Origin of the sequence: Tabrizicola piscis (assembly GCF_003940805.1) — a bacterium.
GTDB classification, from domain to species: domain Bacteria; phylum Pseudomonadota; class Alphaproteobacteria; order Rhodobacterales; family Rhodobacteraceae; genus Tabrizicola; species Tabrizicola piscis.
Map to the genome: position 1 here is coordinate 184,078 of NZ_CP034328.1, position 25,884 is coordinate 209,961.

Genomic DNA, 25,884 nt, shown 5'->3' on the forward strand with positions numbered 1-25,884 from the left:
ACGAAGAAGGGCGGCAAGGTCACCCCTGCCGCCCCATACGCCTATTTGGCGGGGATCAAAGTGCTACGCGGCGCGCGGCTTCCCGCTGCGACGACAGTTCTTCCGCGACAAGGAAGGCCAGTTCCAGCGACTGGCTGGCGTTCAGGCGCGGGTCGCAGGCGGTGTGGTAGCGGTCGGCAAGGTTTTCATCCGACACCGCGCGCAGGCCACCGGTGCATTCGGTCACGTCCTGACCTGTCATCTCGAAATGCACGCCGCCGGGGACGGTGCCTTCGGCCTTGTGGATCGCGAAGAACTCCCGCACCTCGCGCAGCACAGAATCGAAGGGCCGGGTCTTGTAGCCCGAGGAGGACTTGATCGTGTTGCCATGCATCGGGTCGCAGGACCAGACGACATTGGCCCCTTCGGACTGCACGGTCCGGATCAGGCGCGGCAGGTGTTCGCCGACCTTGCCCGCGCCAAAGCGGGCGATCAGGGTCAGACGGCCGGCCTCATTCTCCGGGTTCAGCTTGGCCATCAGGACCTTGAGGTCTTCCGCCGTGGTCGTCGGCCCGCATTTCAAGCCGATCGGGTTCAGCACCCCACGCGCGAATTCGACATGCGCGCCATCGGGCTGGCGGGTGCGGTCGCCGATCCAGATCATGTGACCGGACCCGGCCACGTTCTGTCCGGTGATGCTGTCGACGCGGCACAGCGCCTCTTCATATTCCAGCAGCAGGGCTTCGTGGCTGGTGTAGAAATCGACCCGCGACAGTTCATTCGCGGTGTCCGAGTTCACCCCGGCGGCGTTCATGAAGTCCAGCGCGTCAGAGATCCGGTTCGCCATCTCGCGGTAGCGTTCGGCCTTGTCGTGTTCGGCAAAGCCCAGGGTCCAGCTGTGGACACGGTGGATGTCGGCAAAACCGCCGGTGGAGAAGGCGCGGAGCAGGTTCAGGCTGGCTGCCGCCTGAGTATAGGCCTGCAGCATCCGATGTGGGTCGGGCGTGCGGGCTTCGACCGTCGTCTCGAACCCGTTGATGATGTCACCGCGGTAGGACGGGTATTCCACGCCGCCGATCACCTCGGTCGGGGCGCTCCGCGGCTTGGCGAACTGGCCCGCCATCCGGCCCACCTTGATGACCGGAACCTTGGCAGCATAGGTCAGCACGACGGCCATCTGCAGCATCACGCGGAACGTGTCGCGGATGTTGTCGGCGCTGAATTCGGCAAAGCTTTCGGCGCAGTCACCGCCCTGCAGCAGGAACGCCTTGCCTTCCGCCGCCAGCGCAAGCTGCTTTTTCAGCCGCCGCGCCTCACCGGCGAAGACCAGCGGGGGGTACTTGGACAACTGCCCCTCGACCGCCGACAAAGCGGCTGCATCGGGATACTCCGGCATCTGCACCCGCGGTTTCGCGCGCCATGCCGCTTTGGTCCATCCCTTGGTCATTGTCATTCTCCGGGTCTCGCGCCTGACGTCAGGCAGATCGGCCAGCGGTATAGCCCCCCGTTTCCGCCTTGCAAAGGGCGATTGGGCGAAAACCGCACGCTTCGGCCCTTGCGGCGGGGCAGAATTTCGGTTTCGGTGGCATGCAAACGACACGGAAACGTCGCAGACATGGCCCTCGCCCCCCAAAAAGCCACGCAGACCGCAAAAGCCGACGCGCCGCGCCGCTTTGTGTTCCTGCTCTTGGACAAATTCACGATGATGAACTTCGCCGGTGCAATTGAACCGTTGCGGCTGGCCAACCATGTTGCGGGCGAGAAACTTTACAGCTGGGCCTTGTGCGGTGAAGGGGTGGAAAAGACCTGTTCGAACGGAGCTACCTTCCGACTGGACCTTGGCCTTGTCGAGATGGACCGCGACGATACCGTGCTGGTCTGCGGCGGGGTCGATATCCAGAAGACCACGACCAAGGGCGTGATCGGCTGGCTGCGGCGCGAGGCGCGGCGCGGGATCACCATTGGTGGCCTGTGCACCGGGTCGCATACCCTTGCCAAGGCGGGCCTGCTGGACGGCAAGAAAGCCACGATCCATTGGGAAAATCAGGACGGTTTTGCCGAGGAGTTCGAGGATGTGAAGCTGACGAAGTCGGTCTTCGTGATGGATGGCAATCGCTGGACCACGGCGGGGGGGATCTCGTCGATCGACCTGATGCTGCGGATCATTGCCCAGGACCATGGCGAGGATCTGGCGAATACCGTGGCTGACCAGCTGATCTATTCCACCATTCGCACGGATCAAGACACCCAGCGGCTGTCGATTCCAACGCGGATCGGCGTGCGGCATCCGAAGCTGTCGCAGGTCATCCAGATGATGGAGGGCAACATCGAAGACCCGATGTCCCCCGCCGATCTGGCCGAGGAGGTGGGCATGTCCACCCGCCAGCTGGAGCGTCTGTTCCGCCGCTATCTCAACCGCTCGCCCAAGCGGTACTATATGGAACTGCGGCTGCAAAAGGCGCGCAACCTGCTGATGCAGACCGACATGAGCGTGATCAACGTCGCCCTTGCCTGCGGCTTTGCCAGCCCGTCGCATTTTTCCAAATGCTACCGCAGCCATTACAACACCACCCCCTACCGGGAGCGTGGGTCGCACGGAATGCCGGGGGCGGGGCCCGTGCGGCTGTCAATCTAATCAGGCTGGCAATCTAGTCAGGCTGTCGATCTAGGGCGCCAACCGGTAGGCCGCCCCATTGCCGACCGACAGGAACCAGATCGACCCATCCGGCGCTTCGACCACATCGCGGACACGGCCTGTTTCGGCAGTGGACAGACGTTCCTCGGCATAGCCGGTGTCGGCGGCGGTATCGGGATCAAGCCGCCCAAGGAAATCGCTGTTGAGCGAGCCGAACAGGATATCCCCCCGCCAGTCCGGGATCAGCGCGCCGGAATAGACCAACAGGCCCGAAGGCGCGATGGAGGGGTCCCAGTAGTGCAACGGCTGCTCCATCCCGTCTTGCGCCGTGCCGGTGCCGATCGACCTGCCGTTGTAGTTCACCCCATAGGTGATGACCGGCCAGCCATAGTTCTTGCCCGCTTCGGGTGCGTTCAGCTCATCCCCGCCGCGCGCGCCGTGTTCGACGATCAGCAGGCGGCCGTCGAGGTCCAGTGTCGCTCCTTGCGGATTGCGGTGGCCAAGGCTGAACAAGCCCGGCAGCGCGCCTTCAAGCTGCGTGGCCGGGCTGCCATCGCGGTTGAGGTGGATGATCTTGCCCTCGGCCACCGAAACATCCTGGGATTGCAACCCGCCCGGCCCCGTGCCGCGATCCCCAAGGGTCAGGAAGATCGTGCCATCCGTCGCCTCGACCATGCGCGCGCCGAAATGCCGCCCGCCGGATGACCCCGGCGGCATCTCGAACAGGTCGGTGAAGCCTTCCAGCGTCGTGCCATCCGCCGATAGCGTGCCCTTGCCGATCGCCGTGCCAGACCCGCCGTCTTGCGCCTTGGCATAGGTCAGCCACACTTCGCGCGTGGTGTCGAAATCCTGCGGGATCAGCACGTCCAGCAGACCCCCCTGCCCCTCAACCTCGATCTCGGGCAAGCCCGAGACCAGCTGCGGTTCGGCCAAGGGGGCTGCGAAGTGTTTCAGGACGCCATCGCGTTCAGTGACGAGAAAGGCGCCACCCGGCAGAAAGCTGATGGCCCAGGGTTCCTCCAGCCCTTCGGCGACCGGGGTGATCTGCAGGACCCCGGCCGAGGTTTCGATGCCGTCGGCCGCCCCTGCAACAGATGCCCCCATGAACAGCGCCGCAAGCGCCGCTTCGAACCGATGTCTGACCTTTGGCATGGCGTCCTCTCATGTGCTTTTGGTGTCAGATAGGAAGGATGCCTGCAGCCTGCCAATCACGATCCCTCACAGCGGCGTATCTGCCTTTTGCAGGGCATCTTTTTCCATCGTCAAACCGCTTTTCTTTTCGAATTTGGGACTCTAGGGTCTTCGGCAGGATTGCGATCCAATTAGGGAGACAAAAATGAAAAAACTGCTTCTCGCGACCGTGGCCTCTGCGGCTTTGGCGGGCGCTGCTACGGCTGAAGAAGTCAAGCTGGGCATCTTCATCGGCTTCACCGGGCCGATTGAATCGCTGACGGGCCACATGGCTGCGGCAGCGGACCTGGCGATGAAAGAGGCGTCGGATTCGGGCAAGTTCATGGACGGGTCGACCGTCGTGGGCGTGCGCGCGGACAGCACCTGCGCCATCGACACCGCGGCTGGCACGGCAGCGGCCGAACGCCTGATCACGGCGGAAGGCATCAAGGGCATGATCGGCGGCGACTGTTCCGGCATCACCGGCGCTGTGCTGCAGAACGTGGCGCGTCCGAACGGGATGGTCATGATCTCGCCCTCGGCCACCTCGCCGGCGCTGACCTCTGCCGAAGATGACGGCCTGTTCTTCCGCACCGCACCGTCGGATGCGCGCGAAGGCGAAGTCATGGCCGACATTCTGGTGGAAAAGGGCATCAAGTCGATCGCGCTGACCTATACCAACAACGACTATGGCAAGGGTCTGGCCGAAGCGATTGCCTCGGCTTTCCAGGCCAAGGGCGGCACGATCACGATCAACGCGGCGCATGAAGATGGCAAAGCCGACTATTCGGCCGAAGTCGCGGCGCTGGCCTCGGCGGGTGGGGACCTTCTGGTCGTCGCGGGCTATCTGGACCAGGGCGGCAAGGGCATCATCCAGGCCTCGCTCGATTCTGGCGCGTTCTCGGTCTTCGGTCTGCCGGGCGGCATGGTGGGTGACACCCTGCCCGCAGCCATTGGCCCGGCTCTTGACGGCTCCTACGGCCAGGTCGCCCAGTCGGATTCGGCTGGCGCCGCGATCCTGACCGAAATGGGCAAGACTGCGCCGGTTCCGTTCGACGCCACCTCGCCCTACACGATGGAGTCCTATGACGCCGCCGCCCTGATCATCCTTGCGATGCAGGCCGCCGGGTCGACCGATCCGCAGGTCTACAAGGACAAGATTCTGGAAATCGCCAATGGCCCCGCTGACGGGTCGGGCACCAAGATCCTGCCGGGCGAGATTGGCAAGGCGCTGGAACTGATCGCTGCCGGCACCGCCATCGACTATGACGGCGCTTCGGGTGTGACGCTGATCGGTCCGGGCGAAAGCGCTGGCCGCTACAAGCAGTTCGAGGTCAAGAGCGGCGTCTACGAAACCGTCCAGTTCCGTTGATCCGGTTTACCGGTTGACAGACCGCAGCGGCCCGGGCATCTCCCCGGGCCGTTGCACTATGGCACCTGCCCGACTGGGGACGTTCGGCGGCAGGGCTGGGGCTTTTGGGGGAAATGGATGATCGTTGTCGAAGACCTTCACCGGCATTTCGGGGGCTTTCGCGCCGTTGACGGGGCATCGCTGACTATCAAGACGGGGTCGATTACCGGGCTGATCGGGCCCAACGGGGCCGGTAAGACCACACTGTTCAACGTGATCGCCGGACGCCTGCCGCCAACCAGTGGCCGGGTGCTGATGGATGGCCAGGATATCACAGGCCTGCCGCCGCATGTGCTGTTTCACAAGGGCCTGCTGCGGACGTTTCAGATCGCGCATGAATTCGGGTCGATGACAGTCCGCGAAAACCTGATGATGGTGCCGCCCAATCAGGCGGGTGAGACGATCTGGAACAGCTGGTTCGCCCGTGGCCGCGTCGCCCGGCAAGAGGCGGAGATCCGCAAGAAAGCCGATGAAGTGCTGGAGTTTCTGACGATTGGCCATCTGGCTGACCAGAAGGCCAGCATGATCTCGGGCGGGCAGAAAAAGCTGCTGGAACTGGGCCGCACGATGATGGTCGACGCCAAGATCGTCTTTCTGGACGAAGTGGGCGCTGGTGTGAACCGCACCCTTCTCAACACCATCGGCGATGCGATCGTGCGGTTGAACAAGGAACGCGGCTATACCTTTTGCGTGATCGAGCATGACATGGATTTCATCGGCCGCCTGTGCGACCCGGTGATCGTCATGGCCGAAGGGCATGTGCTGGCCGAAGGCACGGTGGAACAGGTGAAGTCCGACGAACGGGTGATCGAGGCCTATCTGGGCACCGGCCTGAAGAACAAGGCCAAGGCGGAGGGCTTCCATGTCTGAGCCCTTTCTGATTGGCGAGGCGATGACTGGCGGCTACGGCGCGGTCGATATCCTGCATGCCTGCACCATCGCCGTGGAACCCGGCGAAATCGCGGTCATCGTCGGCCCGAATGGCGCGGGCAAGTCCACCGCGATGAAGGCGGTCTTCGGGATGCTAAAGCTGCGCGGCGGGCAGGTCCGGCTGAATGGTGAAGACATCTCTGCCCTCACCCCGCAGGCCCGCGTGGCCAAGGGCATGGCCTTCGTGCCGCAGACCCAGAACATCTTCACCTCGATGACGGTGGAGGAAAACCTTGAGATGGGCGCCTTCCTGCGCCGCGATGACATCAAGGGCACGCTGGAGCAGGTCTATGAGCTGTTCCCGGTCCTGAAAACCAAGCGCTATCAGGCGGCGGGGGAATTGTCCGGCGGCCAGCGCCAGCAAGTCGCAGTTGGGCGCGCGCTGATGACCCAGCCCCGCGTCCTGATGCTGGATGAACCGACCGCCGGCGTCAGCCCCATCGTGATGGACGAATTGTTCGACCGGATCATCGAGGTCGCGCGCACCGGGATTTCCATCCTGATGGTCGAACAGAATGCCCGCCAAGCGCTGGAGATTGCCGACAAGGGCTATGTCCTTGTGCAGGGCGCCAACCGTTTCACCGACACCGGCAAGGCTCTGATGGCCGACCCCGAAGTCCGCCGCAGCTTTCTGGGGGGATGAGGCCATGAACCAGTTTTATTGGGCTGCGATTGCCAAAGCTGAAACCGACGTTCCGGGCGTCTTGCCATTTGGCAACTCGATGCGCGGTGCCTGCCAGGCGGAGGCCGAGTGATGGATGCCCTGAACGCCCTTGTGGCCTTTCTGAACTTCGTCTTCATCCCCGGCCTCAGCTATGGCGCGCAGCTGGCGCTGGGCGCGCTTGGGGTGACGCTGATCTACGGCATCCTGCGCTTTTCCAACTTTGCCCATGGCGACACCATGGCCTTCGGGGCGATGGTCACCATCCTGATGACGTGGTGGCTGCAATCGCTTGGCGTGACCTTCGGCCCGCTGCCGACCGCGCTCCTTGCCCTGCCCTTCGGGATCGCGGCGACGGCGGCCTTCGTGCTGGCGACCGACAGGGTGGTCTATCGCTTTTACCGGCGGCAGAAGGCATCCTCCACCATCGTGGTGATCGTGTCGCTTGGCGTGATGTTCGTGATGAACGGGGTGATCCGGTTCATCATCGGCGTGGATGAACAGAACTTCAGCGACGGCGCGCGCTTTGTGCTGAACCCGAACGAATTCAAGACCATGACCGGTCTGGCCGAGCCTTTGGCGATCAAGACCACGCAACTGGTGACGGTCGTGACCGCGATCATCGTGGTGGGGGCGCTGTTCTGGTTCCTGCAGAAAACCCGCACGGGCAAGTCGATGCGGGCGTTTTCGGACAATGAGGATCTGGCGCTTTTGTCGGGCATCAACCCTGACAAGGTGGTGGCCGTCACCTGGATCATCGCCGCCGGGATCGCCACGATTGCGGGCACGCTTTATGGCCTCGACAAGTCGTTCAAGCCCTTCACCTATTTCCAGCTGCTGCTGCCGATCTTCGCCGCCGCCATTGTCGGCGGGCTTGGCAACCCGCTCGGCGCGATTGCGGGCGGCTTTGTCATCGCCTTTTCCGAGGTGATGGTGACCAACGCCTGGAAGAAGATCGTGACCTATCTTGTCCCGGAAAGCATGGCGCCCGATACGCTCGTGCAGCTTCTGTCCACCGACTACAAGTTCGCGGTCAGCTTCACGATCCTGATCATCGTGCTTCTGTTCATGCCCACCGGTCTATTCAAAGGGAAGTCGCTATGAACGCGCGCAACCTGATCCTCTTTGCCTTGGTGGCGGGGCTGTATGTCGCGACCGGTGTCCTGCAAAGCTGGAACCTGTCCCTGTCGATCCTGAACGCGGCGCTGTTGACCACGATCGCGGCGCTGGGCGTCAACATGCAGTGGGGCTATGCCGGGCTGTTCTCGGTCGGAACCATGGGGTTCACGGCACTGGGCGGGCTTGCCGTAGTGCTGATCTCGGCCCGGCCCAATGTGGACAACTGGCAGGCCGGGGGGCCGGGGATCCTGCTGGCGCTGGTCCTTGGGGCGTTGGCTGGAATTGCCGCAGTCTTTGCCTGGCGCAGACTGGCCCCCGGGCGCACCCGCGCGCTAATCGTGGCGGCGATCCTGATTGGCGGCTTCTTCCTGTTCCGGGCGGTCTTTGACCCGAACGTCACCGCTGCCGAGGCGGTGAACCCCCAGTTCGCCGGCAACCTTGGCGGGCTTGGCCTGCCGTCGCTGGTGGCTTGGCCGGTGGGTGGCCTGCTGGCCGCAGCAGCCGCCTGGGCCATTGGCAAGACCGCGCTTGGCCTGCGGTCAGACTATCTTGCCATCGCCACGCTGGGCATTGCCGAGATCACCGTGTCGGTCATCAAGAACGAAGACTGGCTGGCGCGCGGCGTGAAGAACCTGATCGACCTCCCCCGCCCTTGGCCGGTGCCTTACGAGGTGCAGTTGCAGCAGCAGGCGGGTTTTCTGGACTTTGTCAGCCGCTGGGGCCTTGACCCGGTGACAGCCTCGACCATCGGGGTGAAGTTGCTTTACGCAGGCATGTTCGGCATCGTCCTTGGCATCATCATCTGGGCCTTCGAACGCGCGCTGAACAGCCCCTGGGGCCGGATGATGCGCGCCATCCGCGACAATGAGGTGTCGGCCGCAGCCATGGGCAAGGACGTCACCGGGCGCCATCTGCAGGTCTTCATCCTTGGCTCCGCCGTGATCGGCTTTGCCGGGGCGATGATGACCTCGATGGATGGGCAGCTGACGCCGGGCACCTATAACCCGCTGCGCTTCACTTTTCTTGTCTGGGTCATGGTGATCGTCGGCGGGTCGGGCAACAACTGGGGCACGGTCCTTGGCGGCCTGCTGATCGGCTGGCTGTGGCTGGTGGTGGAAAACATTGGCCCGAACATCATGGGCTACATCACCGCCGGCATGCCGGAGGGCGCGTTCCGCAACCATCTTGTCGGCAGCGCCGAACATATGCGGCTTCTGTCGATGGGGGTGATCCTGCTGGTCGTGATGCGCTTCAGCCCGCGGGGCCTGATCCCGGAGAAGTGATCCCTGCGACATTCTTTGTCGCAAAACCGCATGACCCCTGCCCTTGCCCCGGCCAATCTCTGCCCGGAAAGAAAAGGAGTCGTCCATGAAAAACCATTCCCGCGTGGTCGTCATCGGCGGCGGTGTCGTCGGCTGTTCGGTGCTTTACCACCTGACCAAGCTGGGCTGGTCCGACGTCATGCTGATCGAACGGGCCGAACTCACCGCAGGCTCCACCTGGCACGCGGCGGGGGGATTTCACACCCTGAACGGCGACACCAACATGGCGGCGCTGCAGGGCTATACGATCCGGCTTTACAAGGAGCTTGAGGCGATCACCGGCATGTCCTGTGGCCTGCACCATGTCGGCGGGATCACCTTGGCCGACAACACGGCCCGGTTCGAACAGCTGAAAGCCGAACGCGCCAAGCACCGCTACATGGGGCTGGATACCGAGATTCTGGGGCCCGAGGAAATCGCCAAGCTGACCGACGGGATGGTCAACCTCGAAGGCATCATCGGCGCGCTTTACGACCCGCTGGATGGCCACCTTGACCCCTATGGCACCACACACGCCTACGCGAAAGCGGCCAAGATGGGCGGGGCGGAGATTGTGCTGCACACCAAGGTGATCGCCACCAATCCAACGAAGGACGGCTGGGAAGTCGTCACCGACAAGGGCACCGTCACCTGTGAGCATCTGGTGAATGCCGCCGGTCTTTGGGCGCGGGAAGTCGGCGCGATGGCTGGGGTCTACCTGCCGCTCCTCCCTATGGCGCACCAATACCTCGTCACCGATGACATTCCGGAAATCGTCGCCCGTGGCGGCCGCGAATTCCCGCATGTGATGGACCCGGGCGGGGAAAGCTATCTGCGGCAGGAAGGTCGCGGCTTCTGCATCGGCTTTTACGAAAAGCCCTGTGAAGGCTGGTCGATCGACGGCACCCCCTGGACCTGGGGGCAGGAGCTGCTGCAGGAACAGTTCGACAAGATCGCCGACAGCATCGAGTTTTCCTATCGCCGCTTCCCTGCCCTGCAACGCGCGGGCGTCAAGCGGGTGATCCACGGCCCCTTCACCTTTGCCCCCGATGGCAACCCGCTGATCGGCCCGGTGCAGGGCCTGCGCAACTACTGGTCGGCTTGCGCGGTCATGGCGGGCTTCTCTCAAGGCGGCGGCATGGGCCTCGCCCTCGCCCAGTGGATGATTGAGGGTGAGGTCGAACGCGACCCGCGCGGCTTTGACGTGTCGCGCTTTGGCACCTGGACGAGCCCCGGCTACACCGTGCCGAAGGTGATCGAGAACTACCAGATGCGGTTCTCCGTCTCCTACCCGAACGAAGAACGCCCCGCCGCCCGCCCCTTCCGCACTACCCCGATGTATCAGGTCTTCGACGGCATGAACGCCGTCTGGGGCCAGCAATACGGGCTGGAGGTGGTGAACTACCACGCCCTGCCGGGCGAGCCGCGCTATGAGGAGCCGTCCTTCAAACGCTCCAACGCGTGGGAGGCGACGCGGCAGGAAGTCATGGCCGTCCGCGAAGGCGTGGGCATCAACGAGGTGCAGAACTTCGGCAAATACCGGATCACAGGTCCCAACGCGCGGGACTGGCTGGACCGGATCATGGCCGGGAACATCCCGAAGCCGGGCCGCCTGTCCCTTACCCCGATGCTGGCCCATTCGGGCAAGATCATCGGCGACTTCACCGTCTCCTGCCTCTCCGACCACGAATTCCAGCTCACTGCCAGCTACGGCGCGCAAGGCTGGCACGAACGCTGGTTCGAGCAGAATCCCATGGAGGGTGTGCGGGTCGAAAACATCTCCGACGCGCGCTCCGGCTTCCAGATCGCCGGGCCAAACGCGCGCGAGCTTCTGTCGCGCGTCACCCGTGCTGATGTCAGCGCCGAGGCGTTCAAGTTCATGGACGTGAAGCGCTTGACCGTCGGCATGGCCAACTGCATCGTCCAGCGCGTCAGCTATACTGCTGATCTGGGCTATGAAATCTTCACCGACCACATGTCCGTCCGCCACCTCTGGGACACCCTTTCCGAAGCCGGCCGCGACCTTGGCCTGCGCCCCTTCGGGATGCGCGCGATGATGTCGCTGCGCCTCGACAAATGGTTCGGTTCTTGGGGCCGTGAGTTCAGCCCGGATTACACCCCCGCCGAGACCGGCCTTGACCGCTTCATCCGCTGGAACAAGCCCGCCGACTGGATCGGTAAAGCCGCCGCGATGGCGGAAAAGGCCAGCGGCCCCAAGCGCAAACTTGTCAGCTTCATTGTCGACGCCAAGGATGCCGATGTCGTGGCGTGGGAGCCGATCTGGCTGGATGGTGCGGTCGTGGGCTTCTGCACCTCCGGCGGCTACAGCCATACCACCGGGAAATCGGTCGCCATGGGGTTCCTGCCCGCCGACCGGGTGGAAGACGGCCTGATGTGCGAGATTGAAATCCTAGGCGAACGCCGTCCGGCCACCGTCCACCTCGCCCCGCTTTGGGATGACGGCGGCCGGATGCGCGGCTGATCTTTCTCTTCCCCAAATATCCTCGGGGGGTGAAGGGGGGCAGACGGCCCCCCTTCTTCCATGGCATCATCCCGCGATGACACCGCAGATCCTGATCCTTGCTGCCGGATCGTCCTCGCGCATGCGGGGGGGCGACAAGCTGTTGGAACGGATCGACGGACAGCCGCTGCTGGCGCGGATCGCATCAGCGGCGCTTGCCACGGGTGCAAAAGTCACCGTGACCCTGCCGCCCGACCGGCCTGCCCGAACCCTTGCGCTGGATGGCCTGCCCGTCCGTCAGATCATCGTGCCCGACGCGGCAAGCGGCATGGCAAGCAGCCTGAAGGCCGGACATGCCGCGATCCCGGCTGATGCTCCGCTGTTGCTGTTGCTTGCCGACCTGCCCGAGATCACGGCGGATGACCTGTCGCGGATGCTGTCCGAATGGCAGCTCACCCCCGATCTCATCCTGCGCGGCACGGCCAGTGATGGAACGCCGGGCCACCCGGTTTGCCTGCCTGTCTGGTGCCGCGCCGAACTTGCCAGCCTTGAAGGCGACGAAGGGGCCCGCTCCATCCTCGCCCGACATGCTGACAGGCTGCGCCTTGTGCCCTTGCCCAATGCCCATGCAACAACCGACCTTGACACGCCAGAGGACTGGGCGGCGTGGCGGCGTCAGCGGCGGACGTGACCCTTGAAGTCGGGCGGGACCGGCTGGCAGGTTACCCCGCCAGCAGCACCCGTGCCTCATGCGCCTTCAACGATGGCCGCGCCGATGTGATCTGACCATCGACCTGGGCAAGTGCCGGGAACAGTGCCAGCACTTCGGCACGCACCTCGGTTTCCATCGCCGAAAGCATCCGTTCCGCAGGCTGGAAGCTTTCTGTCCAGATACCGTCAGACTGCACGATCTCATGCTGGTCAAACAGGATGTGGATATAGCTGATCCCATCGGTTGGCAGCACCCGGCTGACCCCGGTCTGACCCAGAAGGTGCTTTGCCGCGACCAGAACTTCGGCCTCGCCAAACAGAAGCTCGGCCCGCGCCCCTTCCAGCAACAGACGGTGCTGCGGCGACACGAGCATGGGCCGAACAGGCCCCGCGCCGTCAAGCGCATCAAGTCCGATCCGCACGGGTTGCAGATCCGGGTCCGCCATCAGGTCAAGCAGCGACAGCTCCCGCCGCCCGACCCAGCGCAGCGGCTGCAGGCCGTTGTCGCGCGTCAGCACCAGATCGCCCGGCACCAGCGCTTCGACCGGGATGTCGCCACGGTCGGTCGTGATCAGGGTGCCCGGTGTGAAACAGGGGAAGATGGCTTCGATGTTGTAGAAATCGATCCGCCCGATTTCGTTGCCACTGGTGTCGAGGATGCGAATGAAACCGTTTTCGTAATTGTCGTTCAGCGGATCAAGGCTGTCGCGGACAATCTGCACGCGCGAAAAGCCGTATTCGGACAGGTCGATGACGTCATAGTCGTCAACGGCATCCACGCCACCGCCGCCGCCGTAGATGACCTCATAGGGCGTGACGGTGTCGACATCGCCCCCGGCAACCGTGGTTACATCCGCCAGACCCACAACAAAGGTGTCGTTGCCAGTGCCACCATAGACGGTGTCATTGCCAGTGCCGCCGGTGATCGTGTCATTCCCGGTGCCGCCTTCGATATTGTCCTGACCGTCACCACCCAGCAGAACGTCAGCGCCGTCGCCGCCGTCGATGCTGTCGTTGTCGGCACCGCCGTCGATCAGGTCGTCGCCACCCTCGCCCAGGATCGTATCATTGCCAGCTTCGCCCAGAACGGAGTCGTTGTCGCTTCCGGCCTGAATGTTGTCATCGCCAGCGCCGCCTTCGATGCTGTCGGCTCCGCTGTCACCCAGAAGAAGGTCATTTCCCCTTCCCCCAAACAGATCGTCGTCATCCGCACCGCCGTCCAGCGTGTCATCGCCCGCGCCGCCCGACAGGCTGTCATTGCCAGTGCCGCCCAGCAGCGTGTCGTTGCCAAATCCGCCATCAAGCACGTCATTGTCGGCCCCGCCATCCAGCAAGTCGTCGCCGAAGCCGCCGATCAGTGTGTCATTGCCCGCGCCACCGAGGACCGAGTCATCATCGGCAGGAATGGCCTGGAACTTGATATCCGACACCCGGATCGCCTGCGCCGCTGTCAGCAGGTTGCCGTAGGAGATCGTGAAATAGGCCACCGGGCCAGGAATTGTGATCAGCGCCGAACCAGCAGGTTCGTTCGGGTTGACTGTGACCCCAGGGGATGCGGTGATGGTACCGCCAGAGACGCTGAGCGAATTTGAGGTTTCGCTGATCTCCGGTACGATCAGGTTGCCATTTGCATCATAGGCAAGGATCGTCACAACATCGCGGAACCCGGATGCGTCGATGTCCGAAATCCGGAAACTGACATTCTGCACTTCGTCGCTGAAGCCGGAACCGGCCACCGCATCGAAATCAAACCGCAAGACGGTGGAGGGTGAACCGCTTGATTGATCCGGGCGATAGAGTTCAGCACTGGAGTCCGGATTGAACGTCTCGCCGCTGGCGACATAGACTTCGCGGTCACGCTCGTCGCCGGTCGTGTTGCCGGTGCTTTCGACCGAGAAGGTCGATCCGCCAACCCCCGATGTGTAGCTGGTCGTAACCTGGATGCCGCCGGTATCTTGGGTGACCCCACCGGCAAGGTTTGTCTCGTCCGACCCGGCAAGGGTCCAGTTGAAGTCAAGGTCGGTCACCGATGCCGAGGATTCGGGCCCGGCAGTGATGACATCGTCACCCGTCCCGCCATCAATCGTGTCGTTCCCGAGGCCCGCATTGATCGTATCTGCGCCGCCACCGCCCTGGATGACGTTCTGCCCGGACGTTCCCGTCAAGGTGTCTGACTGTGCCGAACCCGTAAGGTTCTCGAACCCCGAGATCGAGTCGGTCCCCTCACCTGTCACAGTGTTTGCGCCAAGGTCTGCATTCACCGCCGTGGTCGAATTGGCATAAGTCAGCGTGTCGACCCCGGTGCCACCAGACAAAGTGTCATCGCCGGTGCCACCAGCGATCGTGTCATCCCCGGCCCCGCCGTTGACGACGTCGTTGCCACCGCCGCCAGAAAGGGAATTCGCGCCAGTATCGCCCGTGATACTGTCAGCGGAGTTGGTGCCGACGATGTGTTCAATACCGACAAGCGTATCCGTATTGGGGTTGTTGCCCGAAGGATTGAAGGTCGCATTCCCGTCCGACAGCGTAACGTTTATACCAGAGTTCCCGCCCGAAAAGTCGACGGTGTCGTTCCCTGATCCGCCGTCAAGCAAATCATTGTCACCGGTGGAGAAGTTACCTGCGAACAGGTAGTCGTCTCCTTCGCCACCGTATAGCCGGTCGTTTCCCAAACCGCCGTCCAGGATATCGTTGCCCAGACCACCGTAAAGCGAGTCAGACCCTGTCCCACCAAACAGCTGGTCATCACCATCGTCGCCATTCAGCGTGTCGTTGGCGGTCAATCCGACAAGGGTGTCATTCCCGCCACCGCCTGAAATGAGGTCGTTGAACGTACCCGGGAGAGTCGTGTCGCCGGTCAACGAGTCGTTGCCGGTGCCGCCGTTGATCGTCGCCATTGTCTTCTGCCCTCTGCCTCAGTCCCGCGTCTTTGCCCGATAACCTTGTCCCATTTGGGTCAGGATCGGGGTACAATCTGGCTTTCTTCGTGCCCAGATTGCCTGTTGCGCCGGGTTGTCGTCATACTTTTACAGTACTGTGCGAATCCTATTTGTTTTGGCAACAGTCAAGCAGCGCTTTCGGCGCTTTCTGTTGCTGTCAGTGTCCGGCGTGCCGGGCCGTAGGCGGCCTTGCCCTCAGCGGTTTTCAGTTCCGGGAAGATCTCGAAGATCTCCAGCCGTTGGGCGTTGCCGATGCCCTTGAGGCTGTTGTCCGATGGCTGGAAGCTTTCGGTCCAGATACCGTCGGCAAGCACGATCTCGTGCCGGTCGCACATGAAGTGGATGTAGGTCGTCCCGCTGGACTGAACGGTATGCACGCCTTGCGTGGTCAGGTGCTTGGCCGCGACCAGCACTTCACGTTCTCTGAAACGCAGGGTGGTGCGTTCATTCGCCACCAGCACGCGGTGGTTGGGCGATACCATCATGTCCCGCTCGGGCAGGCCTTTGCCAAAGGCGCCCTGCCGGATGAAGACCGGCAGCAGATGCGGATCAGCCTGAAAATCATACAGGAACATCTGCGTCTTGCCGACCCAGCGCACCGGCTGGATGCCGTTGTCGCGGGTCACCACCTTGTCGCCAACCACCAGATGTTCCACCGGGCACTCGCCGCGCTGGGTGGTTACCATTGTCCCCGGCGTGAAGCAGGGCGTGCTGCGCGGAACCGGCGCGGCCCCGGATACGGGGGACAGGGGGGCGGATCTGGCTGCTGTCTGGTCAGGCATTTTGACGACGTCTCCGATAACTTGAACACATGCACAACAACACGTGCACCTCTGCCTAGATACCTGCGAACGCCCGACACTGAAAAGAAAAAAGCAGTGACCATAGCAGGTTAGACCGGGCACCATTCTCCCTTAGCGCGAAGGGCCGTTTGCCTTGGGGCTGGCAGGCCTTGGAACAGGAGGCGGCCTGAAGCAGCAGACCCAGCAAGAGGGTTCTGTAAGCTTCTAATAAAATACATGTTTCTACTTTGGATTGTTCACAAATATTCAGATTGGCGAACCTTTGCCTGATCCCGATAGCAACTGCGGGTAGAACGGCTGCCGACGGCAAAAAGCCCCCTGCCCTGCGCCCGGCAAGACGCCAGTGTTTCCGCAACTGCGATGGATGCGCCACAAAGGCACAAACTGGCAACTTCTATGCGGCAGTGGGACGAATCGGCGCTGACTGGCAATGTCAGGACAGGGTGTGGTGCCCGAGGCGAGACTCGAACTCGCAAGCCTTGCGGCGGAGGATTTTGAATCCCCTGCGTCTACCATTCCACCACTCGGGCCACGGGCGACGGTTTAGTCAAGCTTGCGCGGGCCGTCAATCGGTCCTGTCACAACTGGTCGGTCGCGAAGGTGTCACAATCGGCCATCTGACCGGATTTCAGCCCGATCATGAACCAGCGCGACCGCTGTTCCGAGGTGCCGTGGGTGAAGGTATGCGGCATCGGGCGCTGGCCTGCGTTGCGCTGCAGCGTGTCATCGCCAATCTGGCGGGCGGCGTTCACCGCCTCTTCAAGGTCGCCCTGTTCCACCACGCCAAGCGTTTCGGCCGCTTCGCGCGCCCAGATGCCAGACAGGCAGTCGGCCTGCAGTTCCACCCGCACCGAAATCTCGTTGCTTTCAGCCTGGCTGACCTGCTGGCGGATGCGGTTCGCTTCGCCCAAGATGCCAAGCTCGTTCTGGACATGGTGTCCAATCTCATGCGCCACGACATAGGCGGCGGCAAAGTCACCCCCGGCGCCAAGGCGGCGCGACAGGGTGGTGAAGAAACTGGTGTCGAGATAGACCTTGCGGTCGGCCGGGCAGTAGAACGGCCCCGTCGCCTCGGACGCGCCACCGCAGGCGGACCGGGTGCCCTCCTTGAACAGGACCAAGGTTGCCGGGCGGTAGCTGCGGCCAAGCTGGGCCTGAAAGACCCGGGCCCAGATTTCCTCGGTATCGGCAAGGACGACCGACACGAACTCGCCCTCGGCGCGGTCCTCGGCGGTCAGCTCGGTCGGGGCCGAGCTTGGTCCGGGGGCGGACTGGTCCTGCAACAGGGGACTGACGTCAATGCCAAGGAACCAGCCGATCAGCAGGACCGCGATCAGCCCCACCCCGCCAACCCCGCCGGCACGGGCAGCGCCGCCGCCCTGACGACGGCGGTCTTCGACGTTCGAACTGCCGCGGCGGCCTCTCCAGTCCATCGTGCTTCTCCCTGCTGGGGCCGCAGTTGCGCAGCCCACCGTCCCGTGGCCAGCAGGTTAACCGCAACTGGCCGTTGCCGAAAGCACCAATCCTGCTGGCGCTGGCGTGACTTTCGCCTGCCGAAAGACCGGCGTATGGTCGCGCCCGCGGGCTGGTCCTGGCCCGCGCCGTGCCCTGTCCGATGAAAAGGCCCTGCCAAGATGACGTTCAACCACCGCAGCCTGACCCAGATCGCCACGCTTGGATCTGGCGCCCTTCTGGCCGGGGCCTTTGCCTTCCAGTACATCGGCGGGCTGGCGCCCTGCCAGCTGTGCCTGTGGCAGCGCTGGCCCCATGCGGCGGCAATCCTGATCGGGGCTGTGGTCCTGCTGACCGGCTGGCGCCCGCTGGCCTGGCTGGGTGCGCTCGCCGCGCTGGCCACGGCGGGCATCGGGCTGTTTCATGTCGGCGTCGAACAGCTTTGGTGGGAGGGGCTGGCCTCCTGCACGGCGGGGTCGATCACCGGGATATCGGCGGCAGATCTGCTGAACCCCGCCGTCGATGTGGCAGCACCCGTGCGCTGCGATGCGATTGCATGGGCAATGTTCGGCATCTCCATGGCCGGATGGAACGCCCTCCTGTCGCTGGGTCTGGCAGGCGTCTGGGTGGCTGCGGCGCTGCGGAAAGACTGAAGCGCCCCGACGCCTGGCCGATGGGGGCATTCTGCCCCCAAACCCCCTGAGAGTATTTGCAAAAGAGCAATTTGATTTGCTCTTTACCCAAATACTCCCGCCGGAGGCAGCTACGCGTCGCGCAGGGCGCTGCTGGTGGCCGTTTCGCACAACCGCTGATGTTCTTGAATCGCGAAGCGGTCGGTCATGCCGGCAATGTAATCCGCGATCACGCGGGCCAATTCGGTTTCATCCGTCGCGGCTGCGACATCGACCTGCCACTCCGGCGGCAGCAGCGTCGGGTCATTGAGAAAGAGCGGGAAGAGATCATCCAGCTTTTGCGTCACCTCGGCCCGGACGGCCATCACCGAGGGGGCGCGATACATCCGGGTAAACAGGAAGCTGCGCACCGCCTTCAGGTCCTGGTAGAGCGGTTTGGAAAAGCGGATCACCGTCGTGCCGAGGTGGCGGATATCCTCGACCGATTTCGGCTGGGCCGCAGCAAGGCGGTTCTGGGCGACGGCGATCACGTCTTCGACCATCCGGCCAAAGACCCGGCGCAGGGCTTCGTGCCGGCGGCGCATCTTTTCAAGGCCCGGATAGAGGCTGTCTACCTCGTCAAAGGCGGGGCCGGTGACGGGAAGCTCCATCAGGTCATCCTCGGTGAACAGACCCGACCGCAGCCCGTCGTGCAGGTCATGGTGCGAATAGGCCACGTCATCGGCGATGGCGGCCACTTGCGCCTCGGCGCTGGCATGCGTGTCAAGCCCAAGGTCCCATTGGGCGTTCACTTCGGCCAGGGCATAGGGCAGCGGGCCTGCGTGTTTGGCATCGGCGTTGGGGCCGGTCACGGGGCCGTTGTGTTTGGCAATGCCTTCAAGGGTTTCCCATGTGAGGTTCAACCCGTCGAAATCGGCATAGTGGCGTTCCAGGCGGGTGACGATCCGCAACGCCTGGGCGTTGTGGTCAAAGCCGCCATAGGGGGCCATCAGCCGTTCCATCGCGTCTTCGCCGGTATGGCCAAAGGGCGTGTGGCCAAGGTCATGGGCCAAGGCCACCGCTTCGGCAAGGTCGGTGTTCAGGCCAAGCACCCCGGCGATCGTGCGGGCGACCTGGGCCACCTCGATCGTGTGGGTCAGGCGGGTGCGGTAATAGTCGCCCTCATGTTCCACAAAGACTTGCGTCTTGTGTTTCAGACGGCGAAACGCGCTGGAATGGATGATCCGGTCGCGGTCGCGCTGATAGGGCGACCGGAACGAGGACAGCCGTTCGGGCCAAAGCCGCCCGCGCGAGGCATCGGGTTGGCAGGCGTAGGGTTCCAGCATCAGGGCCTCGCTTGTTCGGGGCAGAGGATTGACCTATATTCGTCAGGTGCGCGGAAGGATACCGGAACAGCCATGGAACTCACACTGCCGCCGAAAGTGACCGACCGGGCCTTTGCAAGGCTGGCCGAAATCGCCGAACTGACGGGCGAAGTGAAATCCCTGCGGGTCGCCGTCGATGGCGGCGGCTGTTCGGGGTTTCAGTATGACATCCGGCTGGATGATGCAGCGGCGGATGATCTGGTGCTGGAAAAGGATGGGCAGAAAGTGCTGGTGGACAGTGTCAGCCTGCCCTTTCTGGCCAATGCCGTGATCGACTTCACCGATGAGCTGATCGGCGCGCGTTTCGTGGTGCAGAACCCGAATGCGACATCAAGCTGCGGCTGCGGCACGTCTTTTTCGATCTGACGATCATTTTTCCGTGGTCTGCGGGTCGGCCCGCGCTAACTCCGGCATCAGAGTGCGGAGGGTGCCGGATGACTGTTGTTCTGATGCTGGGATCGGCCCCCATGGCGGCAGAGGCGGCAAGTTGGCCGCGTGCGCCGTTCCACAAGGTGGTCGCGATCAACAACGCCTGGCGGGTCCGGACGGATTGGGATGCAGCGGTGTTCCCGTGGGATTTCCCCAAAGACCGGCGGCCGGTCGCCGGGCCGGGCCAAACCATGGTCACGGAAGATGACTTTGTGCCCGTCCAGAACGCCTTCGGGGGTTTTGTTTACGCAGGCGCCACAATGGCGTTCACTGCAGGCTATTGGGCGCTGGGAACGCTACGGCCCACCGTGATCGCCGCCTTCGGCTGCGACATGCATTATGCGGCAACCGGACAGACCCATTTCTACGGCACCGGTGCGCCTGACCCGCTGCGCAAGGACATCTCGCTGCGGTCGCTGGAAGCGAAGTCGGCCCGGTTGATGGTGCTTGCGGCGATGCAGGGCTGCGCGATGGTGAACCTGTCCACCGGGCCGTCGCGGCTGATCTTTCCGCGGGTGTCCCGGTCGGCAGCGGGCCTCGCAAGACCCCAGCCCTTCTGCCCCGACACGGCGGACAAGGCCTTGGCGGCAGAGGCGGCGCTTGGCTACGTCGTGCCGTCGGGCCGGTACTGGGAAGAATCCGGGCGCTTTGATCCGCGCGAACTGGACCGGCTGGATGCACTTTGGGTGAAGGCTGCCAGCCTGCCCTTGCGACAGACGGCTTGAACCCGGGGGTCAGGCGGGCCTAGAACGGGGACGACCGGAGGGCTGCTATGAAACTTGCCACCTTCAACATCAACGGCATCAAGGCCCGGATCGAGGCTTTGCCCGCCTGGCTCGACAATGCCAAGCCGGATGTCGTCTGCCTGCAAGAGATCAAGTCGCTGGACGAAGGCTTTCCGCGCGAGGTTTTCGAAGGCTTGGGCTACCAGGTGGAAACGCATGGCCAGAAGGGCTTCAACGGCGTCGCGATCCTGTCAAAGCTGGCGCTCAGCGATGTGCGCAGGGGCCTGCCGGGCGATGACACCGACGAACAGGCGCGCTGGATCGAAGCGGTGGTGGACGGGCCACGCCCTGTCCGGGTGTGCGGGCTCTACCTGCCGAACGGCAACCCCGCGCCGGGGCCGAAGTATGACTACAAGCTCGCCTGGATGACCCGGATGGAGGGCCGTATCCGCGATCTGCTGGCCAGCGAGGAACCCTTTGTCTGCCTTGGCGACTACAACGTCATCCCGCAGGCCATGGATGCGGCAAAGCCGGAAAACTGGGTCACCGATGCGCTTTACCTGCCGCAAAGCCGTGAGGCATTCCGTCGGATGCTGAACCTTGGCCTGACCGACGCGATTCGGGCGCGTCAGCCGGGGCCCGGGATCTATACGTTCTGGGACTATCAGGCCGGCGCGTGGGAGCGGAACAACGGCATCCGGATCGACCATCTGCTTTTGTCGCCGCAAGCCGCCGACCGGCTGGAAGAGACCGGCATCGACAAGGCGGTGCGGGGCGGTGACAAGCCTTCGGACCATGTGCCAGTCTGGGTGCGGCTGGCGGCCTGACAGTCAGGGTCCCTGCGCGACTATCCTTGCGGACCGGCAAGCGTAACGTCGTGGCCGTACAGCCAGTCGAACCGGGACAGCATCGTCCCCGGCGACACCCGCCCCAACAGGCGCATCCCGCTATGGCCAATCATGCGCGGCAGGCCGGACAGGTGATAGGCCCGGGCATTGGCATTGGCAGCCGCAACGATCCGCGTCGTCCGGGGCTTGCGAAGCGTCTGATAAGCGGCCAGTGCCGCCGCAACCGTGTCATGTTTGGCAAGGACATCGGCCAGAACCCAGGCATCCTCCAGCGCCATCGAGGCCCCCTGAGCCAGAAAGGGCAAGGTCGGATGCGCCGCATCGCCAAGGATCGCGACCGCGCCCTGCGGCAGGCTGCGGGTCCAGATACCTGCGACAGGATGGCGGAACAGACCCCAGAGCCACGGATCCTCAACCTGATCCAGCCAGGCACGGACACGGGGGGAAAAGCCGGCAAAGGCAAGGCGCAGGTCCATCGGATCATCCCGCAGGGTCCAGCTTTCCTCGGCCCATTTCTGGCGTTCTTCGACCGCCACGATGTTGCGCAAGGTCCCGCCGCGCAGGGGATAGCTGACAAGGTGGCGTCCCGGGCCCATATGCACCTCGGCCACGGGCTGTGGGTTTGGTTCAGCCGGAATCACCGCGCGCCACGCCACTTGCCCGGTGAAGAATGGCGTTTCCTCACCATTCAGGGCCGTCCGCAAACGGGAATGGAGACCATCCGCACCAATCAGCAGCGGGCTTTCCAGCCGCTCCCCGCCTTCCAGCAGGACGGCAGGGGTTGGGCCGGACAGATCGACCGACTCGATCCGCGACAGCAGGCGCAGGTTCACCCCAGCCTCGGTCGCGGCGGCCAGCAAAAGGGCGATCAGGTCGGCCCGGTGCAGGAAATGATAGCCCTGCCCCGGTCGCAGGCGCGCAAGGTCAAGCCGCGCCACGCCATCGCCGGTCGGCCCGTCGATCAATGCCACGGCCTCGGCCCGCATTGACGCCGCATCAAGCGCCTCTTGCAGCCCCAAAGCCCGCAGCACCGCCGCGCCGTTGGGCGAAATCTGCAGCCCCGCGCCCACTTCGCGGATCGCGTCGGCCTGTTCCAGAACGGTGACGGATGCCCCCCGCAGCGCCAAGGCGCGCGCCACGGCCAACCCCGCAACCCCGGCACCCACCACGGTAACCTTTTGGCCGATCAGGCTCATCGCGTCCCCCACTAACGAAAACGCCGGACCAAAGGCCCGGCGCAAACAGTATCACATGCCGCCGGGCGGTCAGTCTTCGCGGTGCACCTTTTCCCGACGCTCGTGCTTTTCCTGCGCTTCCAGCGTCATCGTGGCGATCGGGCGGGCATCCAGACGCTTGAGGCTGATCGGCTCACCGGTCACGTCGCAATAGCCAAACTCGCCATTGTCGATCCGGCGCAGCGCGGCGTCGATCTTGCCCACCAGCTTGCGCTGACGGTCCCGGGTGCGCAGTTCCAGCGCGCGGTCGGTCTCTTCCGAAGCGCGATCGGCGATGTCGGGCACGTTGCGGCCCGAGTCCTGCAGGCTGTCGATCGTTTCGGCCGACTGGTCCAGCAGCTCCTGCTTCCAGACCAGAAGCTTGCGGCGGAAATACTCCAGCTGCCGGTCATTCATGAAGGGTTCGTCCTCGGCGGGACGATAGTCGTCAGGGAGGAAAACCTCAGCCTTCATTGACACTCTCTCCTTTGCGCCGGATCGCTCCGACAGGTGGGCTTCTGTCATGATGCGCTCCTGTTGCCGCGCATTTAGCCCAAGGCCGTGGCAATGTCACTAGCGGTTGCGACATTTTCTGCGGCTCGGTAGGGTTTGTGAAAGGACTGCAAACAGGATGTTGAAAGCGCAATGAAATTTGCAACCACCGATGGCTATGTCGCGACCGAAGACCTGACGGTGGCGGTCAATGCCGCAGTCACGCTGCAGCGGCCCCTGCTGGTCAACGGTGAACCGGGCACCGGCAAGACCGAACTTGCGCGACAGGTGGCACAGGCCCTGAATCTGCCCCTGATTGAATGGCACGTGAAATCAACCACAAAGGCGCATCAGGGCTTGTATGAATATGACGCCGTCGGTCGGTTGCGCGACAGCCAGCTTGGCGATGCGCGGGTGAACGACGTGCGCAACTACATCCGCAAGGGCAAACTTTGGCAGGCGTTTGAGGCTGACAACCGTGTCGTCCTGCTGATCGACGAGATCGACAAGGCGGATATCGAATTTCCGAACGACCTCCTTCAGGAACTCGACCGGATGGAGTTTCACGTTTACGAGACGGGCGAGACGGTGCGCGCGCACCTGCGCCCGGTCGTCATCATCACCTCGAACAACGAAAAGGACCTGCCGGATGCCTTTCTGCGCCGGTGTTTCTTTCACTACATCCGTTTTCCCGATCCCGAAACGCTGGCCGCCATCGTGCGGGTGCATTTTCCCGGCATCAAGGACGCACTGCTGACCGCCGCGCTGACCCAGTTCTTCGAACTGCGCGAAGTGCCGGGGCTGAAGAAGAAACCCTCGACCAGCGAGGTTCTGGACTGGCTCCGGCTGCTCTTGGCCGAGGATTTGGCGCCTGAGGACCTGCGCAAGGACCCAAGAAGCGCCCTGCCCCGGTTGCACGGCGCGCTGTTGAAGAACGAACAGGACGTGCAACTGTTCGAACGGCTGGCTTTCATGGCGCGTGGCCAGAGATAGCAGGAAAGCCTTTGGCAGTGGGCCGATGCGCCCGGCGTGTTGGTCCACAGTCACCACAGGCCCGAATCATCGCAAGCCTGCGTTTTCCGGCGCAACGCCAGCGATTCGGGCGGGTTTCTGTAACATTCCGTGATGCCTCTGGATAAATCTGGTCCCGCCAATCACTTCAACCGCGAGGGGTAGTGTACGGAAAAACCAGAATTTTTGCGGAATTGACTTAATGACACCTCGGGGCAGACACTGGCACAGCTCCATCTGCCGGGGCGCTGCCACATCAGGTCTGCCATGCGCCTGCCGTTCCTTTTCGCCGCCTTCTGCGTGGTCGCGTCCTGCGCGCCACCTGCACAGGTGTCGAAAAGCCAACCTCAGGCCGAGGTGGGCGTCGGCTTCGGAACAGGTTCGTTCGGTTTGGCCACGGGCGGCGGCGGCGGCTCGTCGCTGGCGCGGGATTTCATGGACCTGACCTTTGCCATGGAAAGCGGCCGCGGGCTTGACGTGTTCAGCCGCTTTGAAGGGCCCGTGACGGTCGCCCTGACCGGTTCCGTGCCGCCGACCGCGCCGCGTGATCTTGGCGCGCTGATTGGCCGCCTGCGGGCCGAGGCCGGGATCGACATCAGCCCCACCAACGGCGCGGCGACGATCACGGTGGAATTCGCCGAACGCTCCGCCCTGCGGCGACTTGCGCCGATGGCGGCCTGTTTTGTCGTGCCCAACGTGTCAACGCTGGCGGAATACCGGCGCGCGCGCGGGTCTGACGCGGTGGACTGGGCGCAGGTGACCCGGCGCACTCGGGCAGCGATCTTCATCCCTTCGGACACCAGCCCGCAGGAAATCCGCGATTGCCTGCATGAGGAGCTGGCGCAGGCGCTGGGGCCGCTGAACGATCTTTACCGCCTGCCGGACAGTGTCTTCAACGACGACAACTTCCACTCCGTCCTGACCAGCTTTGACATGACGATCCTGCGCGCGACCTATTCCCCCCGGCTTGCCAGCGGCATGACCCGGGCCGAGGTTGCGGCACGCCTGCCCTCGCTGCTTGGCGGCACGGGGATGATGGGCAGCCAGACCCCGGGCGCATGGGTGCAGGCGATTGAGACCGCCCTTGGGCGGAAGGGGGCCGTCAACGCCCGGCTGCAATCGGCCGAACGGGCGCTGACCATCGCGCGCAGTGAGGGCTGGCAAGACGGCCGCCTTGCCTTCAGCCATTTCGCCGTGGCCCGCCTGTCTGCCGGCAGCGACCCGGCCCGCGCCCTGACCGAGTTTGACCGGGCCGCCGCGATCTATTCCAGACTGCCGGGGGGCGACATCCATCTTGCCCATATCGACATGCAACTGGCAGCCATGGCGCTTGCCGGTGGCCTGTCCAACGAGGCGATGCGTCTGGCCGACCGCGCCATCCCTGTGGTCCAAAGCCACGAAAATGCCGCCCTCCTCGCCACGCTGATGCTCATCAAGGCCGAGGCGATGGAGCGTCTGGGTGACCCCAATGCTGCGGCGGCGCTGCGCCTCGACAGTCAGGGCTGGGCGCGCTATGGCTTCGGGCCTGACAGCGTGGTCAAGGCCCGGATGCGCGATATCGCCGCCGTGGCCGACCGTGCGGCAAACGGCTAAGGCG

The 25,884-nt window shown here is 63.7% G+C and carries 22 protein-coding genes and 1 tRNA gene; 14 read left to right on the forward strand and 9 right to left on the reverse strand.

Annotated features, from left to right (window positions below; translation table 11 throughout):
- Positions 1-55 precede the first annotated feature (55 nt).
- Positions 56-1,426: a class II 3-deoxy-7-phosphoheptulonate synthase gene (locus tag EI545_RS00865; RefSeq protein ID WP_125323707.1), complete on the reverse strand. Its 1,371-nt coding sequence runs from the start codon at positions 1,424-1,426 to the stop codon at positions 56-58.
- Between the two features lie 168 nt (positions 1,427-1,594).
- Between EI545_RS00865 and EI545_RS00870 the strand changes: the two genes are divergently transcribed.
- On the forward strand, positions 1,595-2,614 hold the full coding sequence (locus EI545_RS00870) for a GlxA family transcriptional regulator (RefSeq protein WP_125323708.1): 1,020 nt from the start codon (positions 1,595-1,597) through the stop codon (positions 2,612-2,614).
- A 30-nt stretch (positions 2,615-2,644) separates the two neighbouring features.
- Here the strand turns inward: EI545_RS00870 and EI545_RS00875 are convergent, their stop codons facing one another.
- A complete protein-coding gene (locus EI545_RS00875; RefSeq protein ID WP_125323709.1) occupies positions 2,645-3,766 on the reverse strand; it encodes a PQQ-dependent sugar dehydrogenase in 1,122 nt (373 codons plus the stop codon).
- Positions 3,767-3,950: 184 nt separating this feature from the next.
- Here EI545_RS00875 and EI545_RS00880 point away from each other — a divergent pair, with 184 nt between their 5' ends.
- From EI545_RS00880 to EI545_RS00910, 7 genes are all read left to right on the forward strand, one after another.
- Entirely contained in the window at positions 3,951-5,156 is a 1,206-nt protein-coding gene (locus EI545_RS00880; protein ID WP_125323710.1) for an ABC transporter substrate-binding protein, read from the forward strand.
- 117 nt (positions 5,157-5,273) lie between these two features.
- Positions 5,274-6,065 carry an ABC transporter ATP-binding protein gene (locus EI545_RS00885; protein WP_125323711.1) on the forward strand — a complete coding sequence of 264 codons (792 nt, stop codon included), beginning with the start codon at positions 5,274-5,276 and terminating at the stop codon, positions 6,063-6,065.
- Positions 6,058-6,768, forward strand: coding sequence for an ABC transporter ATP-binding protein (locus tag EI545_RS00890; protein ID WP_125323712.1), 711 nt, complete (start codon positions 6,058-6,060; stop codon positions 6,766-6,768). The genes EI545_RS00885 and EI545_RS00890 overlap by 8 nt, the downstream gene beginning before the upstream one ends.
- Positions 6,769-6,879: 111 nt before the next feature.
- Positions 6,880-7,890 carry a branched-chain amino acid ABC transporter permease gene (locus EI545_RS00895; protein ID WP_125323713.1) on the forward strand — a complete coding sequence of 337 codons (1,011 nt, stop codon included), beginning with the start codon at positions 6,880-6,882 and terminating at the stop codon, positions 7,888-7,890.
- Positions 7,887-9,188 (forward strand): branched-chain amino acid ABC transporter permease, encoded by a 1,302-nt coding sequence (locus EI545_RS00900; RefSeq protein WP_125323714.1) that lies wholly within the window; start codon positions 7,887-7,889, stop codon positions 9,186-9,188. Before EI545_RS00895 ends, EI545_RS00900 begins: the two co-directional genes overlap by 4 nt.
- An 85-nt stretch (positions 9,189-9,273) precedes the next feature.
- Positions 9,274-11,688, forward strand: a complete 2,415-nt coding sequence (locus EI545_RS00905) for a GcvT family protein (protein WP_125323715.1) — start codon at positions 9,274-9,276, stop codon at positions 11,686-11,688.
- Positions 11,689-11,764: 76 nt separating this feature from the next.
- Positions 11,765-12,358 carry a nucleotidyltransferase family protein gene (locus EI545_RS00910; RefSeq protein ID WP_125323716.1) on the forward strand — a complete coding sequence of 198 codons (594 nt, stop codon included), beginning with the start codon at positions 11,765-11,767 and terminating at the stop codon, positions 12,356-12,358.
- A 31-nt stretch (positions 12,359-12,389) separates the two neighbouring features.
- Here EI545_RS00910 and EI545_RS00915 read toward each other — a convergent pair whose 3' ends face one another.
- From EI545_RS00915 to ypfJ, 4 genes are all read right to left on the reverse strand, one after another.
- On the reverse strand, positions 12,390-15,275 hold the full coding sequence (locus tag EI545_RS00915; protein ID WP_125323717.1) for a Hint domain-containing protein: 2,886 nt from the start codon (positions 15,273-15,275) through the stop codon (positions 12,390-12,392).
- A gap of 167 nt (positions 15,276-15,442) precedes the next feature.
- Positions 15,443-16,003 carry a Hint domain-containing protein gene (locus EI545_RS00920; RefSeq protein ID WP_342776555.1) on the reverse strand — a complete coding sequence of 187 codons (561 nt, stop codon included), beginning with the start codon at positions 16,001-16,003 and terminating at the stop codon, positions 15,443-15,445.
- A 563-nt stretch (positions 16,004-16,566) separates the two neighbouring features.
- Positions 16,567-16,650: transfer RNA gene (locus EI545_RS00925), tRNA-Leu, on the reverse strand.
- A gap of 48 nt (positions 16,651-16,698) precedes the next feature.
- Positions 16,699-17,553, reverse strand: a complete 855-nt coding sequence (gene ypfJ / locus EI545_RS00930) for a KPN_02809 family neutral zinc metallopeptidase (protein WP_125323719.1) — start codon at positions 17,551-17,553, stop codon at positions 16,699-16,701.
- A 201-nt stretch (positions 17,554-17,754) separates the two neighbouring features.
- On the opposite strand from ypfJ, the gene EI545_RS00935 reads away from it, so the two are divergent.
- Complete coding sequence (locus EI545_RS00935) at positions 17,755-18,225, forward strand: disulfide bond formation protein B (protein WP_125323720.1); 471 nt, start codon at positions 17,755-17,757, stop codon at positions 18,223-18,225.
- 110 nt (positions 18,226-18,335) lie between these two features.
- Here the strand turns inward: EI545_RS00935 and EI545_RS00940 are convergent, their stop codons facing one another.
- Positions 18,336-19,529: a deoxyguanosinetriphosphate triphosphohydrolase gene (locus tag EI545_RS00940; RefSeq protein ID WP_125323721.1), complete on the reverse strand. Its 1,194-nt coding sequence runs from the start codon at positions 19,527-19,529 to the stop codon at positions 18,336-18,338.
- Between the two features lie 72 nt (positions 19,530-19,601).
- Here EI545_RS00940 and EI545_RS00945 point away from each other — a divergent pair, with 72 nt between their 5' ends.
- The 3 genes from EI545_RS00945 (at position 19,602) to xth (ending at position 21,549) form a co-directional block, all read left to right on the forward strand.
- On the forward strand, positions 19,602-19,934 hold the full coding sequence (locus EI545_RS00945; protein ID WP_125323722.1) for a HesB/IscA family protein: 333 nt from the start codon (positions 19,602-19,604) through the stop codon (positions 19,932-19,934).
- 68 nt (positions 19,935-20,002) lie between these two features.
- The gene (locus tag EI545_RS00950; RefSeq protein WP_125323723.1) at positions 20,003-20,722 is read left to right on the forward strand and encodes a hypothetical protein; all 720 of its coding nucleotides are present in this window, start codon (positions 20,003-20,005) and stop codon (positions 20,720-20,722) included.
- A gap of 47 nt (positions 20,723-20,769) precedes the next feature.
- A complete protein-coding gene (gene xth, locus EI545_RS00955) occupies positions 20,770-21,549 on the forward strand; it encodes an exodeoxyribonuclease III (protein WP_125323724.1) in 780 nt (259 codons plus the stop codon).
- Positions 21,550-21,569: 20 nt separating this feature from the next.
- On the opposite strand, the gene EI545_RS00960 is transcribed toward xth, so the two are convergent.
- Both EI545_RS00960 and dksA read right to left on the reverse strand, forming a co-directional pair.
- A complete protein-coding gene (locus EI545_RS00960; protein WP_125323725.1) occupies positions 21,570-22,766 on the reverse strand; it encodes an FAD-dependent oxidoreductase in 1,197 nt (398 codons plus the stop codon).
- 69 nt (positions 22,767-22,835) lie between these two features.
- Positions 22,836-23,258, reverse strand: a complete 423-nt coding sequence (gene dksA, locus EI545_RS00965; RefSeq protein ID WP_125327177.1) for an RNA polymerase-binding protein DksA — start codon at positions 23,256-23,258, stop codon at positions 22,836-22,838.
- 171 nt (positions 23,259-23,429) lie between these two features.
- Here dksA and EI545_RS00970 point away from each other — a divergent pair, with 171 nt between their 5' ends.
- Positions 23,430-24,269 carry an AAA family ATPase gene (locus EI545_RS00970; protein ID WP_125323726.1) on the forward strand — a complete coding sequence of 280 codons (840 nt, stop codon included), beginning with the start codon at positions 23,430-23,432 and terminating at the stop codon, positions 24,267-24,269.
- A gap of 285 nt (positions 24,270-24,554) precedes the next feature.
- Positions 24,555-25,880, forward strand: coding sequence for a DUF2927 domain-containing protein (locus EI545_RS00975; RefSeq protein ID WP_125323727.1), 1,326 nt, complete (start codon positions 24,555-24,557; stop codon positions 25,878-25,880).
- Positions 25,881-25,884: the final 4 nt, after the last annotated feature.

What these genes read in the sequence shown, in the direction of transcription:
- ypfJ (WP_125323719.1), bottom strand. Translation starts at nt 17,553, where the DNA reads ATGGACTGGAGAGGCCGCCGCGGCAGTTCGAACGTCGAAGACCGCCGT.
- EI545_RS00880 (WP_125323710.1), top strand. Translation starts at nt 3,951, where the DNA reads ATGAAAAAACTGCTTCTCGCGACCGTGGCCTCTGCGGCTTTGGCGGGC.
- EI545_RS00900 (WP_125323714.1), top strand. Translation starts at nt 7,887, where the DNA reads ATGAACGCGCGCAACCTGATCCTCTTTGCCTTGGTGGCGGGGCTGTAT.
- EI545_RS00940 (WP_125323721.1), bottom strand. Translation starts at nt 19,529, where the DNA reads ATGCTGGAACCCTACGCCTGCCAACCCGATGCCTCGCGCGGGCGGCTT.
- EI545_RS00935 (WP_125323720.1), top strand. Translation starts at nt 17,755, where the DNA reads ATGACGTTCAACCACCGCAGCCTGACCCAGATCGCCACGCTTGGATCT.
- EI545_RS00950 (WP_125323723.1), top strand. Translation starts at nt 20,003, where the DNA reads ATGACTGTTGTTCTGATGCTGGGATCGGCCCCCATGGCGGCAGAGGCG.
- EI545_RS00905 (WP_125323715.1), top strand. Translation starts at nt 9,274, where the DNA reads ATGAAAAACCATTCCCGCGTGGTCGTCATCGGCGGCGGTGTCGTCGGC.
- EI545_RS00975 (WP_125323727.1), top strand. Translation starts at nt 24,555, where the DNA reads ATGCGCCTGCCGTTCCTTTTCGCCGCCTTCTGCGTGGTCGCGTCCTGC.
- EI545_RS00945 (WP_125323722.1), top strand. Translation starts at nt 19,602, where the DNA reads ATGGAACTCACACTGCCGCCGAAAGTGACCGACCGGGCCTTTGCAAGG.
- EI545_RS00870 (WP_125323708.1), top strand. Translation starts at nt 1,595, where the DNA reads ATGGCCCTCGCCCCCCAAAAAGCCACGCAGACCGCAAAAGCCGACGCG.
- EI545_RS00970 (WP_125323726.1), top strand. Translation starts at nt 23,430, where the DNA reads ATGAAATTTGCAACCACCGATGGCTATGTCGCGACCGAAGACCTGACG.
- xth (WP_125323724.1), top strand. Translation starts at nt 20,770, where the DNA reads ATGAAACTTGCCACCTTCAACATCAACGGCATCAAGGCCCGGATCGAG.
- EI545_RS00875 (WP_125323709.1), bottom strand. Translation starts at nt 3,766, where the DNA reads ATGCCAAAGGTCAGACATCGGTTCGAAGCGGCGCTTGCGGCGCTGTTC.
- EI545_RS00915 (WP_125323717.1), bottom strand. Translation starts at nt 15,275, where the DNA reads ATGGCGACGATCAACGGCGGCACCGGCAACGACTCGTTGACCGGCGAC.
- EI545_RS00960 (WP_125323725.1), bottom strand. Translation starts at nt 22,766, where the DNA reads ATGAGCCTGATCGGCCAAAAGGTTACCGTGGTGGGTGCCGGGGTTGCG.
- EI545_RS00885 (WP_125323711.1), top strand. Translation starts at nt 5,274, where the DNA reads ATGATCGTTGTCGAAGACCTTCACCGGCATTTCGGGGGCTTTCGCGCC.
- EI545_RS00890 (WP_125323712.1), top strand. Translation starts at nt 6,058, where the DNA reads ATGTCTGAGCCCTTTCTGATTGGCGAGGCGATGACTGGCGGCTACGGC.
- dksA (WP_125327177.1), bottom strand. Translation starts at nt 23,258, where the DNA reads ATGAAGGCTGAGGTTTTCCTCCCTGACGACTATCGTCCCGCCGAGGAC.
- EI545_RS00910 (WP_125323716.1), top strand. Translation starts at nt 11,765, where the DNA reads ATGACACCGCAGATCCTGATCCTTGCTGCCGGATCGTCCTCGCGCATG.
- EI545_RS00920 (WP_342776555.1), bottom strand. Translation starts at nt 16,003, where the DNA reads ATGGTAACCACCCAGCGCGGCGAGTGCCCGGTGGAACATCTGGTGGTT.
- EI545_RS00895 (WP_125323713.1), top strand. Translation starts at nt 6,880, where the DNA reads ATGGATGCCCTGAACGCCCTTGTGGCCTTTCTGAACTTCGTCTTCATC.
- EI545_RS00865 (WP_125323707.1), bottom strand. Translation starts at nt 1,426, where the DNA reads ATGACCAAGGGATGGACCAAAGCGGCATGGCGCGCGAAACCGCGGGTG.